General features: G+C 43.9%; 14 protein-coding genes and 1 other RNA gene. 9 read left to right on the plus strand and 6 right to left on the minus strand.

The features are described from left to right. Window positions 1-2: 2 nt before the first annotated feature. The 4 genes from J7623_RS04245 to J7623_RS04260 all read left to right on the plus strand — a co-directional run bounded on the left by J7623_RS04245 (window position 3) and on the right by J7623_RS04260 (window position 2,727). The gene (locus J7623_RS04245) at window positions 3-704 is read left to right on the plus strand and encodes an ABC transporter ATP-binding protein (protein WP_291917485.1); all 702 of its coding nucleotides are present in this window, start codon (window positions 3-5) and stop codon (window positions 702-704) included. Window positions 705-831: 127 nt separating this feature from the next. After that, window positions 832-1,392, plus strand: coding sequence for a cob(I)yrinic acid a,c-diamide adenosyltransferase (locus tag J7623_RS04250; RefSeq protein WP_291917488.1), 561 nt, complete (start codon window positions 832-834; stop codon window positions 1,390-1,392). 21 nt (window positions 1,393-1,413) lie between these two features. Then, the gene (locus J7623_RS04255; RefSeq protein WP_291917491.1) at window positions 1,414-2,004 is read left to right on the plus strand and encodes a riboflavin synthase; all 591 of its coding nucleotides are present in this window, start codon (window positions 1,414-1,416) and stop codon (window positions 2,002-2,004) included. Window positions 2,005-2,040: 36 nt separating this feature from the next. Next, a complete protein-coding gene (locus J7623_RS04260) occupies window positions 2,041-2,727 on the plus strand; it encodes a hypothetical protein (RefSeq protein WP_291917493.1) in 687 nt (228 codons plus the stop codon). Here the strand turns inward: J7623_RS04260 and J7623_RS04265 are convergent, their stop codons facing one another. The 5 genes from J7623_RS04265 to J7623_RS04285 all read right to left on the minus strand — a co-directional run bounded on the left by J7623_RS04265 (window position 2,728) and on the right by J7623_RS04285 (window position 8,142). Further along, on the minus strand, window positions 2,728-4,080 hold the full coding sequence (locus J7623_RS04265; protein WP_291917496.1) for a DUF58 domain-containing protein: 1,353 nt from the start codon (window positions 4,078-4,080) through the stop codon (window positions 2,728-2,730). Window positions 4,081-4,167: 87 nt separating this feature from the next. Continuing rightward, window positions 4,168-5,148, minus strand: coding sequence for a MoxR family ATPase (locus J7623_RS04270; RefSeq protein ID WP_291917499.1), 981 nt, complete (start codon window positions 5,146-5,148; stop codon window positions 4,168-4,170). 3 nt (window positions 5,149-5,151) lie between these two features. Then, window positions 5,152-6,378, minus strand: coding sequence for a DUF4350 domain-containing protein (locus J7623_RS04275; RefSeq protein ID WP_291917502.1), 1,227 nt, complete (start codon window positions 6,376-6,378; stop codon window positions 5,152-5,154). Further along, entirely contained in the window at window positions 6,375-7,145 is a 771-nt protein-coding gene (locus J7623_RS04280; protein ID WP_291917506.1) for a hypothetical protein, read from the minus strand. The genes J7623_RS04275 and J7623_RS04280 overlap by 4 nt, the downstream gene beginning before the upstream one ends. 1 nt (window position 7,146) lies before the next feature. Further along, a complete protein-coding gene (locus tag J7623_RS04285; RefSeq protein ID WP_291917509.1) occupies window positions 7,147-8,142 on the minus strand; it encodes a stage II sporulation protein M in 996 nt (331 codons plus the stop codon). 127 nt (window positions 8,143-8,269) lie between these two features. Between J7623_RS04285 and J7623_RS04290 the strand changes: the two genes are divergently transcribed. Continuing rightward, the gene (locus J7623_RS04290; RefSeq protein WP_291917512.1) at window positions 8,270-9,007 is read left to right on the plus strand and encodes an RDD family protein; all 738 of its coding nucleotides are present in this window, start codon (window positions 8,270-8,272) and stop codon (window positions 9,005-9,007) included. A 168-nt stretch (window positions 9,008-9,175) separates the two neighbouring features. Here the strand turns inward: J7623_RS04290 and J7623_RS04295 are convergent, their stop codons facing one another. Further along, window positions 9,176-9,628: a DUF5684 domain-containing protein gene (locus J7623_RS04295; RefSeq protein WP_291917515.1), complete on the minus strand. Its 453-nt coding sequence runs from the start codon at window positions 9,626-9,628 to the stop codon at window positions 9,176-9,178. A gap of 192 nt (window positions 9,629-9,820) precedes the next feature. On the opposite strand from J7623_RS04295, the gene ffs reads away from it, so the two are divergent. The 4 genes from ffs to J7623_RS04315 all read left to right on the plus strand — a co-directional run bounded on the left by ffs (window position 9,821) and on the right by J7623_RS04315 (window position 13,175). After that, window positions 9,821-9,920, plus strand: an RNA gene (ffs, locus tag J7623_RS04300) — signal recognition particle sRNA small type. A gap of 124 nt (window positions 9,921-10,044) precedes the next feature. Continuing rightward, a complete protein-coding gene (fsa, locus tag J7623_RS04305; RefSeq protein ID WP_211971751.1) occupies window positions 10,045-10,695 on the plus strand; it encodes a fructose-6-phosphate aldolase in 651 nt (216 codons plus the stop codon). 242 nt (window positions 10,696-10,937) lie between these two features. Continuing rightward, on the plus strand, window positions 10,938-12,431 hold the full coding sequence (gene glpK / locus J7623_RS04310; protein WP_291917523.1) for a glycerol kinase GlpK: 1,494 nt from the start codon (window positions 10,938-10,940) through the stop codon (window positions 12,429-12,431). 33 nt (window positions 12,432-12,464) lie between these two features. Beyond that, window positions 12,465-13,175: an MIP/aquaporin family protein gene (locus J7623_RS04315; RefSeq protein WP_291917526.1), complete on the plus strand. Its 711-nt coding sequence runs from the start codon at window positions 12,465-12,467 to the stop codon at window positions 13,173-13,175. Window positions 13,176-13,323: the final 148 nt, after the last annotated feature.

The following is a 13,323-nucleotide window of genomic DNA, read 5'->3' on the forward strand; positions in this document are numbered from 1 at the left end:
ACATGCAAAAGTCCGTCATCCATCTCGAAGGAATCAGGAAAAGTTATTTTCTCGGAAAAAATGAACTACCAGTACTCAAAGGAGTCGCACTAGACATTTTTAAAAATGAATATGTGGCACTGATGGGACCTTCCGGTTCAGGAAAGTCAACCCTGATGAATATCCTGGGATGCCTCGATACACCTACTTCCGGTAAATATGTACTGAGCGGACATGATGTGAGTAAAATGGAAGACAATGACCTCGCTACCGTGCGTGGCAAAGAAATTGGCTTCGTTTTCCAGCAATTTAACCTGATGCCCCGGCTTACCGCACTAGAAAACGTGGCCATCCCACTGATCTATGCCGGCATCGGTAAAAAGGAGAGAACAGAAAGAGCCATTGCCATGCTGGAAAAAGTAGGGCTGGGCGAACGCTATAAACACAAACCCAACGAACTCTCCGGCGGTCAATGTCAACGTGTAGCCATTGCCCGCGCCCTGGTCAACAACCCCTCCCTCATCCTTGCTGATGAACCTACCGGTAACCTGGATTCCAAAACATCCGTGGAAATCATGGATATCTTCGGTAGTATCCACACCTCCGGCAATACCGTAGTCCTGGTTACACACGAAGAAGATATTGCCGATCACGCCAAACGCGTGATCCGGTTAAGAGACGGAGTCATTGAATCAGACCGGGTTAATGAAAAAGTTATAGCCTAAAAAGGCAAAAGCATAAGGCCAAAAGCAAAAAGCTATTGTCGCGTATATCACTCGCTACAATAGCTTTTTGCTTTTAGCCTTATGCTTTTAGCTCTGTATAATTCGTAATTTGCACCAAACAGCAGCCATGTCATTCAAGATATACACTAAAACAGGCGACAAAGGAAAAACATCCCTTATTGGTGGTACCAAAGTACCTAAAAGCGATGTCCGCATTGACGCCTACGGCACCGTTGATGAACTCAACTCCTACATCGGCCTCGTGAATGATCATATCGCAGACCCGGATACCAAACTATTGCTCCGCGAAATACAGGACCGCCTCTTTACCATCGGCGCCGCCCTGGCCTGCGATCCCGACAAAGAAACCAAATTGAAAATACCCGACCTCCACGAAGCAGATATCACACTGCTGGAGAAAAGCATTGACCAGATGAATGAAGAACTTCCAGCCATGAAGTCGTTTATCCTGCCTGGTGGCCACGTAGCAGTATCTACCTGCCATATCGCCCGCTGTGTTTGCCGCCGTACAGAACGACTCTGTGTAGGCATGCAGGAACACGACCTCTTCATTGAACCATTGGTACTCAAATATATTAACCGCCTCAGTGATTACCTTTTTGTGCTGGCCCGCTGGGTAGGACACAAACTGGGCGTAGATGAAATTCCGTGGAAACCCCGGGTATAGAAATTTTCTTAAATTAGCTTCATGTTTACAGGAATCATAGAAACACTAGCAGAAGTAGTATCTACCAGGAAAGACGGCGGTAACCTGGTTATCACGATACAAACACCCCTGGCCCGCGAATTAAAAGTAGACCAGAGCGTGGCACATAACGGCGTATGCCTGACCGTTACCAACATACAGGGTGATACCTACGAAACCATCGCCGTAACAGAAACCCTCCAAAAAACCAACCTGGGACAACTATCTCCCACCCAGTTTGTAAACCTGGAAAGAGCCATGGTATTCAATGGCCGCATAGATGGCCACCTGGTACAGGGTCACGTAGACAGTGTAGGAGAATGTATTTCCTGCGAAGAACAGAATGGCAGCTGGTTATACCGTTTCCGCTTCCCTTCTGAATTCGCGGCACTCATCGTGGAAAAAGGAAGCATCTGTATGAATGGGATCAGTCTCACCGTATTTGATGTGACCAGCAACGAATTTTCTGTCGCCATCATTCCATACACTTACGAACATACCAACGTATCTAAAATAAAGAAAGGTACACTCATCAACCTGGAGTTCGATATTCTTGGTAAATATGTGGCCCGGCAATTAGCAGTAAGGAACTAATCTTCCTTGCTATCATTGACTAAAGTTGAGAGCTGAATGTTAAAACACTTTCTCTGCTGCGCCCTGCTTTTCTCTACCCTGTTGGCAAATGCCCAGCAGGCACGCGTAGTAAGAATACAGGGAAGCTATGATCCATCGGCAGTAGCCGAATTGTACAACAGCGCCCCCATCGCCATCACGCTGTTCTTCAGCGATAGCTCCACCCAGGCCACTACCGGCTATGGGAAAGGCAACTACCGATGGAATAAATTAAATGTCAGCAGCAGCAACGGCAACATCCGGAATGGCATACTCTATTTCGACAGGGCTCAACTGATCAGAGATCAATACCACGTGGTACTCACTGTAACTGCCGACAACAACCCATTACAGACCACTATCACACTGCCTTATATTACCGGCATCCGTTTTAATCACTATGCCGACAGCATCAAACGCGATATCCGCTTTTATCTGAACGTAGAAGGAAAATTTAATAGTGGGAAAGTGTTTCCGCTGGATACCAGCTCCATCCGGTTCGCCGCCTCTGACGGCACTGTCATCGGACAAGATCTGCTATTGCCTAAAAACGATACCATTAAAACTGTGACCGTTGAAGCTTGGTACAAATACAACGACCGCATGTACCTCCGGTCTGTTATCCCCGTAAAACAGGCCCCTGACAATGATTCCCTGATCATAAAACCTTCTCCCGAAGGGAATAAAAGAAAAAGAAGACAGTAATTATATCAGCATACGGGATTTCAACTCCAGGTATTTATTCACCACATTCAGGGTTAAGTGCTCCGGCGTACTTAATAACGACATGATGCCATATTTGGCCAGCTCCTTTACTATCAGCTTTTTATCGTACGCAAATTTTTGTGCAATGGTTTGTTTGTAAATTCCCTCTATATCATGCGCCGGATGCTCGGTGATTTTCTTTAGCTCCGTATTTTCAAAAAACACTACCAGCAACAGGTGATAACGGGCCAAACGGCGGAGAAAAGGCAACTGCCGCTGTAAGCTGGACATCGACTCAAAATTGGTATATACCATTAACAGCGACCGGGTAGATACACTGCTACGCAATTGTATACTCAATGCTTCATAATCACTTTCCTGCCACTGCGTTTCCTGGCCATATAGCATCTCCAGGATCTTGTTCACCTGGATTTTTTTATTGCTTGCCGCTAACACTTCCGACTTATTCTCTGTAAATGTGACCAGGCCGGCTTTGTCACCCTTGTTAATAGCTACATTGCTGAATACCAACGATGCATTGATGGCATAGTCCAGCAACGATAATCCATTAAACGGCATCTTCATCGTACGCCCCTTATCAATGATAGAATATACCTGCTGAGATCTTTCTTCCACATAATTATTCACCATCAGGTTACCGGTACGGGCAGATGCTTTCCAGTTTAACATGCGTACATCATCGCCTTTGGTATAGGGTTTAATATGATCAAACTCCATGCTATGGCCTATGACACGGCGCTTATGAACACCCAGTTCATTCAGCCTGTTCATATAGGAGTATAATTCAAAATGGCGCAACTGATGAAAGCTTGGATACACACTGATCTCCTGCTCATTATTAAACACAAAGCGGCGACTGATAATTCCCAGTGCACTTTTCACGAACACATTACTGTAGCCGAAATGATAGTTACCTCTTTCTACCGGGCGAAGTACATATCGGAAAACATGTGAAGAACCCGCTCCTACTTTAGCTTTCAGCAGAAAGTTCCGTTCCTGGAACTGAAAAGGTAATTCATCTATTATATTTACAAATACCGGGAAAGGATAACGGTTATGAAAACCAAGCAATACTTCATTATCATCTCCATTACTAAAACGATTACTGGCCTTACGTTCCAGCGAAATTATGCCTGAAGGCCGCAGGAGCAACAATATCATATCCATCAGTACCAATCCTATCAACACAATGAACACTACAATGGCCACATTGTAAAGACCGGGGAAAAAGAATGCCAAAACAAACAACAGGCTATTCAATCCCAGCAGGAGATACAACCTGTTGGTAAAAAAAAGTATCTGGTATAAATTATTCTTTACAGTTGCGGACATATTCTCTGAGCTTTTAGCATTCAGCCTTTAGCTTTTAGTGATCAATGGGCAGTAAATAACTAATAGCTAACTGCTAACAGCTGGTGGCTATCTCGGTACCTCTACCATTTTTATAATTTGTGCAATCACATCATCTGTCTTAATGCCTTCCATTTCTTTTTCAGGTGTCAGGATAATACGATGACGCAATACATGTGGCACCATTTCTACTACGTCGTCAGGAATAACGAAGTCCCTGTTCTTCATAGCAGCAGTGGCTTTGGCACAGTTCATAATGGCAATGGAAGCACGTGGAGAAGCGCCCAGGTACAACGACGAATTCATACGTGTTTCATTTACAATTGCTGCAATATAATGGAACAATTTATCGTCCACTAATACTTGTCTTACCTGTTGCTGATACGCGATAATCTGTGTGGTAGTCACTACCTTACTGATCATTTTGGTAAGATCTGTTTCTCCATTAAAATGATGAATGCTGCGCAACACGGCTATTTCTTCCTGCAGGTCAGGATATTTCACTTCTATTTTAAAAAGGAAACGGTCCAGCTGTGCTTCCGGCAGGCGATAAGTACCTTCCTGTTCAATGGGGTTCTGGGTGGCAATTACCATAAACGGGCGGTCGAGCAACCAGGTAGTACCGTCGTTGGTAATCTGTCTTTCTTCCATCACCTCAAAGAGCGCGGATTGCGTTTTGGCCGGTGCACGGTTGATTTCATCGATCAATACCAGGTTACTGAAAACAGGTCCTTTCTTATATTCAAACTCTCTTGTTTGCGGATTAAATACAGAAGTACCCAATACATCGGCCGGCATCAGATCCGGGGTAAACTGTATACGGCTGAAGTTAGCGTCCACACACTGTGCCAGCAGTTTGGCAGTTAACGTTTTAGCCACGCCGGGAACACCTTCTATCAGTACATGTCCCTGTGTCAGTAACCCTGTAACCAGGAGGTCCACCATCTGATGCTGCCCTACAATTACTTTTCCTATTTGCTCCCTGATGGCTTCCACTCCTTCATGTAAAGCAGAAAAATCAGTTCTGGGTTGAAATGTATTGGTATCCATTATTTATTTCGTGTTTAAATAAAATAGTTGAATGCGTTTATAAAATTCTCTCAGGTAATCATCACTTATATTTCCTTCTATCTGCACATGATGCATCATTTGTAACAGTGTTCTGATATCAGCCTCCGCTACGGCGGATTTACGTGATAAAGCAGCTACAAATTCTTCATTGAGTATGTTGGTATCAAGATAATAACGGGTACGTATATACTCCAACAGGTGCAGGATCATTTTATGCGCCAGGTTATCATTGTTGTGTTGCTGATAATACAGTTGCCCGATAGCGCCCACAAACTCCACAGAAGTATTGTTAAACACCGGCTTGTCAGGAATAATCCGTTGCCGGCGCTTACTTTCAAATATCACATATACCAACAGCAAAGCAACTCCCAGCCATAATGCCCACCGCATAGCCGGATAGCGCATGAGCACCTGCCATTCGCTGAAATCGCCGGATTGCGCGCTGTGCTGTGCATTGTAAAAGTCATCCCAATATACGCTGCCACGGAGGTCTGGTAAATATGATATTTGTGTTTCCAGGGCTGCTACATTACGTTTATGCAATAAAAAATAGTTGGTAAAAGTGTAAGGATTCAGTAATAAATAAACATATCCGTTGCTGTATGCGATGCGGACAAAGTTAGGCTTGTGTTGCCCATTGCTACCTAAGATAGTAGTGGTAGTACTATCTACGGCAGAGAAGCTGCCGCCGCTGATCATTCCCTCATAAGCGAAGCTGGTATCTATTGGAACAATGGTGTCCTGGTAATATTGTGCAATTCGTTCTTTAAAGAATTGTTCTTTACCACCACCGTCTACCTTAAGATTAAGTTGTTTGGCAAGATAGGGGTCCGGGTTATTCACTGCAATAAACAAATCATTTCCACCGGACACATATTCCAGCATGGCGTCCACGTCTTTTTCAGTAGTATACATTTGGTCGGCCACCAGGATATAAGTATTGCCGGCTTTCTTCATCTCAGCATCTTTCTCGTAGGTGCGGACAAATGGTTTGGTCACTACCTGTATGGAATGCTTGTAAAACAGTTGTGGCAGCATTTTAAAGGCAGCATAGGCCCCTCCGGCTTTCTTATCCTTGCTGGAAAAAGAAGACCGGTACATCTTGGTGCTTTGTTCTTCCTGGTTGGAACCGAGGTTGCCTCCAATGACCATCACTAATACCAGTACAAGTATTACCGATCCGATGATATAAATGGGTTTAGTATTCACGAAGTTTTTCCTATTGCGTTATTAAAATCCCGGAATTGCTGGTTAATATTTCTAAAATTCTCTTCACTAACCTCAAATCCGCCATACCAGCTATATTCATAATCCAGTGTAAGTGCAGCAAACTTTTTATAGTAAGGGGAACTACGCATATTACGCAGGTAGTCGTTGTTTGTTTTTTCCCTGCCAGCTACAATCATTTGCTTGCCTGCCAACTGATATAATGTATAGAGATACCACCAGCGGATAGCTTGCCGGGTATCGCCCGCTGCGATGGCTGCTTTTATTTTTTCCTCATATTCTTCCCCGCTATGGAGTTCTTCTGTTTGTATTTCTGTTAAGCCATCAATTGTCACCGGTTTACGAAACAAAGCCATGCCATTGGCTTTCATATACCGGTACACCAGGAAACCCAATCCAGCCAGTAATAATCCCATTAATATATAGCGGATGGTATGAATAGATCTGCCCAGTGCTACCAGGAATCTGTCCAGCCAGCGAAACTCTTGCGGGGGTTTCTCCTTTACATCGTGGTATTGAAGCTTTTTATTGGCTTTCAGATCATTTATCAACGAGTCCGAAATATGCCGCATATCATAGTAAGCCATATCTTCCTGGTATACTTCTTCCTCGTCATTCGCCACTGCTGAAATGCTGTCTGTTTGCATTGCAATGGCTGTATCCGGCGTTACTGTTTGGCCTGCAATTTTTAAGGGAAGCCAGCAAAACAATAACAGTACACTGCTCTTTAACCAAAAATATTTTATCATGTTACTGCTTTGAAAGGGTAAATGGGATCACTACTTTCCCTTCCGCACTTATATGATATCCTTTTTTATGCAGATAGATAGGATAAAAAATAAAGTAGCCCAATATAAAACTCAATGATGACAACAAGATAAAAAGACTTAATACCAATGGCATCTCTGTATGCCGGGTAACAAAGCTTTCCAGTATAGCAGCCACAATAAATACAGGCACCAGCGTTACCATAATTTTAATACCATCTTTTGCACCCTTACGAAGAGAATCAATCCTTTTGCGGGTACCGGGAAAAAGTATGCTTTTCCCTAAAATCACACCGGCGCAGGCAGCAATTACAATACTCGAAATTTCCAATGTACCATGTATCCAGATGACCAGTATTGACTTCCAGCCAAGTCCATGCGTAAAAAACAGGTACTGGAAAACACCCAGCATCACACCATTACGTACCAGCAGGTACAGGGATCCTATACCGAAGAAAATACCTCCCACGTAGCAAAAGAAAGCCACCTGTATATTGTTGACGGCGATACTAAAAAACATTAATACGGGGTTACCATCTTTATACACACCAAAAGGATCTCCGTTAGCAATGTTCCGTTCAGTCATATTCACGTATTCATCTCCCAGTACACCACGCACAAAGGTTTCATCATGGGCGGAGGAGAAAGCTCCTATCAAACAGAACAAGAGGAAAAAGCATAAGGTAAAAAGTAACAGCCGGTGGTATCTGCGAAACAGTAAGGGCAATTCGTATTTAAAAAACAGTTGAAAACGGCCTACTTCTTCTTTACGGTTCTGATAAATGCGATGATAAATACCAGCGGCCAGCCCATTAATATAACGGGTTACTTTACTAAAGCTATAAAATGTTTTAGCGTAAGACAGATCATCCAGTACTGATACAAATCTTTCCGCCATTTCATCAGGGTCATCTGTGGGCTCCTCCTGGTATTGTTTCCAGCGGGACAAATTCTTTTTGATAAACAGCGATTCTCTCATAATGAGTTCTTCTTTCCCTTTTAAATACAGATATTACCTACACTACAGTAATGGGTTACTAATGGGGGAATACCGGCAAACTTACTAAATCGTTTAACAATATATAAACAAATATGTAAATTTGAGTATGGCAGATATAAAAATACCAACTTCTTTTAATATAGACCTCGAATTTGAGTCGGCCGATATTGTAAAACGGTTTCTGGCCTGGCTGATTGATTTTGCCATACGGGTGGCATATTTCCTGGTGATGCTATCTGTATTAACTTCTTTCCGGATGGATATGGATACCAATGTTGTTATCTATATATTCCTGGTATTTCTCCCTATCATGTTCTATTTCCCGGTTACAGAAATCGCCATGCAGGGATCTACGCCGGGGAAAAAGCTGTTGCATATCCGGGTGGTGAGTATGATGGGAAATGCACCCAGTATCAGTCAGCACCTGATAAGATGGATTTTCCGGCTGATTGAAACACCCATTTATTTTATGGTGGTTATACCCGTGCTGATTCCCCTCGTTTCCATTGTAAGAACCCCTTATAATCAGCGTTTGGGCGATTTGATTGCAGGTACTATCGTTATCAGCACGAAACGAAAAGGCAGTATTGAAGAAACTATTTTCCGGGATCTTTCCCACAGCGATTATAAACCGCATTTTCCGCAGATCATGAAATTATCCGACAGGGATATGAACAAAGTAAAGGAATTACTGGATCGTGCGCTGATGGCAAAAGATGACGAACTCGCCGCGCGGGTGGCTTACCGGGTAAAGGATGTATTGCATATTGACAGTGAGATGTCGCATACTCATTTCCTGGAAACGGTACTGAACGATTACAACTATTATACTACCAGGAACTAGCATAAAGCAGAAAGCTGAAAGCAGAAAGCATAAAGCTATTAAAGCGAATGACCAGCGCGAATGAGTAATAAAATACTTGCGCTGGTCATTCGCTTTAATAGCTTTATGCTTTCTGCTTTCTGCTTTCTGCTTTCTGCTTTCTGCTTTCTGCTTTCTGCTTTCTGCCAGTTAAATATTTTTACCGATCGAATTCAGATCATCATTAACGTTATTGAAGCGGGTAGGATCGCCTGCCGGGCCTTTGTATACAATAGTACGGTCAAATGCCAGGATAGGATAAAACACGATACCCAGGAGGATCAGACCTACTGTAAAGCCTTCTGATTTACCAAAGCTTTTACTGAGCAGGTTGGTAGCCCAGATACCCCAGATAACGCCGATGTACGGAATGCACATCAGGATCAGCCACCACCATGGCTTACCAATAATCTGTGTGAGAACATAAATGTTGTAGATAGGAATAATGGCTTTCCAGCCTTCCTGTCCGGCCTTTTCAAAGATTTTCCACATACAGAATACAAAGAAAACAATGATGACCAGCATCACAACAAGGAACGTACCGGTAAACAATGCGCCGAATGCGCTACCGCCTTCATAAGGATTTGTTTGAAGAATTTGCATAAGAGGTTAAATTTAATAGTGTTTAAACAGCGGGCTAAAACCCATACGTCAAATATATATATTTTCTCGCTATATACATAGTTACTACATTATTAACAAGCAAAGAATGCGTATAAGTACGCTATGAAAAAAAAATTCAATTTTTTCTCCGCTAATATTTGGAGATTCAACACATTATATTACCTTTGCAACCGGCAAGTCTTATACGACCAGCTCCTACTGAACTCCCCCAGGACAGGAATGTAGCAAGGGTAGGTGGTTGTAGCGGTGCGATATAAGTAACTTGCCTTTTTTTTCTTTTTTTATTGTCATTAGTTGCTTGTCAATAGTATCTGGTTGCTATTTTCTCCTCCTCTTTCACTAATGACAGCATCTTCCACAAATGGTTCATTTCCTGACAACTAATTTATCATAGTATGAAATTCTTTATTGATACAGCTAATCTGGCCCAAATACAGGAAGCTCACGACCTCGGCGTTCTCGATGGAGTAACTACTAACCCATCCCTGATGGCAAAAGAAGGTATTAAAGGTGAAGCAGCAATCATTAAACATTACGAAGATATCTGCGAAATAGTAGACGGTGATGTAAGTGCTGAAGTGCTTTCCACAGATTTCAAATCTATAATTGAAGAAGGTAAGAAACTGGCCGCTATTCATCCCAACATCGTGGTGAAAGTGCCAATGATAAAAGACGGTGTAAAAGCCATCAAATGGTTTACTGATAACGGTATCAGAACAAATTGCACCCTCGTATTTTCTGCCGGTCAGGCTATCCTGGCTGCAAAAGCAGGTGCTGCTTATGTTTCTCCGTTCATTGGTCGTATTGATGATACCAATTGGGATGGTGTTGAACTGATTGCACAAATTGCACAGATCTACAGCTTACAGGGTTACAAAACTGAAATCCTCGCTGCTTCTATCCGTAGTGCACTCCACATCGTGAAATGTGCAGAAGTTGGTGCTGACGTATGTACTTGCCCGTTAGACTCTATCCTGGGCCTGCTGAAGCACCCATTAACGGATATCGGTCTGGCGAAATTCCTCGAAGACGCGAAGAAAATGTAATTGTCAGATATTTTTTTAGATGGTGTATCCCCGGTGCAGTAATTGCGCCGGGGATTTTTTTTGCACGCAAAGAAAAATAAGGAGCGAAGAAAAAAAACAAAGTAATTCATGTAACATGAAATGATCTTCGCTCCTTATTTTCTTTGCTCTCTTGCCCCTTTGCGTGAAAAAATGTTATATGGAAGAATTTAGTTAAATTCAAATATAATATCCACGCATACCCACAATAAACTGAAAACCTAATGGGAAAATATATCCTTTCACTGGATCAGGGTACTACCAGCTCACGCGCCATCATCTTTGATCATGATGGCAGCATCAAAGCAGTAGCCCAGAAAGAATTCAAACAAATATTTCCACAGCCCGGATGGGTAGAACATGACGCAATGGAAATATGGACCTCCCAGGCCAGCGTAGCTGCAGAGGCCATCCTCAAAGCAAGAGTAACCGGAGAAGATATTGCTGCCATGGGTATCACCAATCAACGCGAAACCACCATCGTTTGGGATAGAAAAACCGGCAAACCAATTCATAACGCCATTGTATGGCAGGATCGCCGCACTGCTGCCTATTGCGATTCATTAATCAAAGCAGGAAAAGAACAATTCGTAAAAGATAAAACAGGCCTTCGCCTGGATGCTTATTTCTCCGGTACTAAAGTACAATGGATATTAGATAATATTCCCGATGCCCGTAAACGCGCAGAAAATGGTGAGCTGGCATTCGGCACCGTTGACAGCTGGCTGGCCTGGAACTTCTCCAAAGGACAGCTCCATATCACAGATGTGAGTAATGCCTCCCGCACCTTGTTGTTTAATATCCACGACATGAAATGGGATTCCGAATTACTTGCCCTTTTTGATATTCCAGCTTCTATGCTGCCGGAAGTAAAACAATCCAGCGAAGTATACGGCTATTCAGAAGCCGTGCTCACCCCCTATCGCATTCCTATTGCCGGTATTGCCGGCGATCAGCAGGCTGCTTTATTTGGGCAGTTGTGTACTCAACCAGGGATGATCAAAAATACCTATGGCACCGGCTGTTTCCTCGTATTAAATACCGGCGACAAACCCATTCCTTCTAAAAATAATCTGCTCACCACCGTAGCCTGGCAAATTAATGGTAAAACCAGCTACGCATTGGAAGGCAGCATTTTTATTGGTGGTGCCGTGGTACAATGGCTGCGCGATGGACTGGGCATTATCCGCCACTCTGCCGATATAGAAAAGCTCGCGGCTACTGTGCCTCACAGTGATGGCGTATACCTGGTACCTGCTTTCGCCGGATTAGGCGCTCCCTATTGGAATCAACACGCCCGCGGCACTATGGTAGGATTGACCAGGGGCTCTACTGCTGCCCACATCGCCCGTGCAGCGCTCGATAGCATCGCCTACCAAACGATGGATGTCCTGAAAGCCATGGAAGCAGATGCAGGCATGCCTATCACGGAAATACGTGTGGATGGCGGTGCTACCAAAAACAATATGCTCATGCAGTTTCAGGCAGACATCACCCATCTCCGGGTAGTACGTCCCACGATTACTGAAACCACCGCACTGGGCGCCGCTTATCTCGCCGGGCTTGCCGTAGGCTATTGGGACAGCATCGAAACCATAGCACAACAATGGAAGATAGACGCCACCTTTGATGCCGCTATGGAAATGGCAGAGAGCAACAGGTTGTGTGGCGACTGGAAACGCGCAATCAGGGCAGCACAGGCATGGACAGAGGAATAATTTATCTACATTACCTAACATTTCACGCAACTTATGTCACCTTATTTAGCAGAGGTTCTCGGAACCGCATTTCTTATCGTGCTGGGAGACGGTGTAGTCGCAAGCGTTATACTGAATAAATCCAAAGGCAATCTCGGTGGCTGGATGGTCATCACTATGGGATGGGCCATGGCAGTATTTGTAGGCGTATATGCAACGGGAAAATACAGTGGCGCACACCTGAATCCAGCTGTTACTTTTGCACAGGCGTTACAGGGAAAATTTGCCTGGGGACAGGTGCCCGGATATATAGCGGCACAGGTGGCTGGTGCCATGTTGGGTGCACTCATCGTATGGCTTTGCTATAAACAACATTTTGATGAAACACCAGACGCTAACACCAAGCTGGGCGTGTTTTGTACCATCCCCGCCATTCGCAGCAACAAATACAACTTCCTGACCGAGTTCCTTGCTACCATGGTATTTATACTGGCTATTTGCTTTATCACAGGTCCCACTGCCGGCATCGGCTCGCTGGATGCCTTACCGGTAGCCCTCGTGGTATTGGCCATTGGCCTGTCACTCGGCGGACCAACAGGTTATGCTATCAACCCCGCTCGCGACTTCGGTCCACGGTTGATGCACTTCCTTCTCCCCATTCCCGGAAAACGAGACAGCGATTGGAGCTATGCCTGGATTCCCATTCTCGGCCCACTAACAGGTGCGGCCGCAGCAGCTTTTATCTTTAAGTATTGCCTGCAATAGCGGATTTTTTCTGACTGATTTTATTTTTTGATTAAGAGCGAAGAAGAACGTCATACCTACGTTCTTCTTCGCTCTTCTTCTTTATCATCTTATAAAATCAAAAAATAAAATCAGTATCATCAGTTTAATCCCGGTCAAAGGCAAAAAA

The sequence above is a fragment of the Chitinophaga sp. genome (assembly GCF_017745275.1).
Taxonomy (GTDB): domain Bacteria; phylum Bacteroidota; class Bacteroidia; order Chitinophagales; family Chitinophagaceae; genus Chitinophaga.

What these genes read in the sequence shown, in the direction of transcription:
- J7623_RS04245 (WP_291917485.1), top strand. Translation starts at nt 3, where the DNA reads ATGCAAAAGTCCGTCATCCATCTCGAAGGAATCAGGAAAAGTTATTTT.
- J7623_RS04250 (WP_291917488.1), top strand. Translation starts at nt 832, where the DNA reads ATGTCATTCAAGATATACACTAAAACAGGCGACAAAGGAAAAACATCC.
- J7623_RS04255 (WP_291917491.1), top strand. Translation starts at nt 1,414, where the DNA reads ATGTTTACAGGAATCATAGAAACACTAGCAGAAGTAGTATCTACCAGG.
- J7623_RS04260 (WP_291917493.1), top strand. Translation starts at nt 2,041, where the DNA reads ATGTTAAAACACTTTCTCTGCTGCGCCCTGCTTTTCTCTACCCTGTTG.
- J7623_RS04265 (WP_291917496.1), bottom strand. Translation starts at nt 4,080, where the DNA reads ATGTCCGCAACTGTAAAGAATAATTTATACCAGATACTTTTTTTTACC.
- J7623_RS04270 (WP_291917499.1), bottom strand. Translation starts at nt 5,148, where the DNA reads ATGGATACCAATACATTTCAACCCAGAACTGATTTTTCTGCTTTACAT.
- J7623_RS04280 (WP_291917506.1), bottom strand. Translation starts at nt 7,145, where the DNA reads ATGATAAAATATTTTTGGTTAAAGAGCAGTGTACTGTTATTGTTTTGC.
- J7623_RS04285 (WP_291917509.1), bottom strand. Translation starts at nt 8,142, where the DNA reads ATGAGAGAATCGCTGTTTATCAAAAAGAATTTGTCCCGCTGGAAACAA.
- J7623_RS04290 (WP_291917512.1), top strand. Translation starts at nt 8,270, where the DNA reads ATGGCAGATATAAAAATACCAACTTCTTTTAATATAGACCTCGAATTT.
- J7623_RS04295 (WP_291917515.1), bottom strand. Translation starts at nt 9,628, where the DNA reads ATGCAAATTCTTCAAACAAATCCTTATGAAGGCGGTAGCGCATTCGGC.
- fsa (WP_211971751.1), top strand. Translation starts at nt 10,045, where the DNA reads ATGAAATTCTTTATTGATACAGCTAATCTGGCCCAAATACAGGAAGCT.
- glpK (WP_291917523.1), top strand. Translation starts at nt 10,938, where the DNA reads ATGGGAAAATATATCCTTTCACTGGATCAGGGTACTACCAGCTCACGC.
- J7623_RS04315 (WP_291917526.1), top strand. Translation starts at nt 12,465, where the DNA reads ATGTCACCTTATTTAGCAGAGGTTCTCGGAACCGCATTTCTTATCGTG.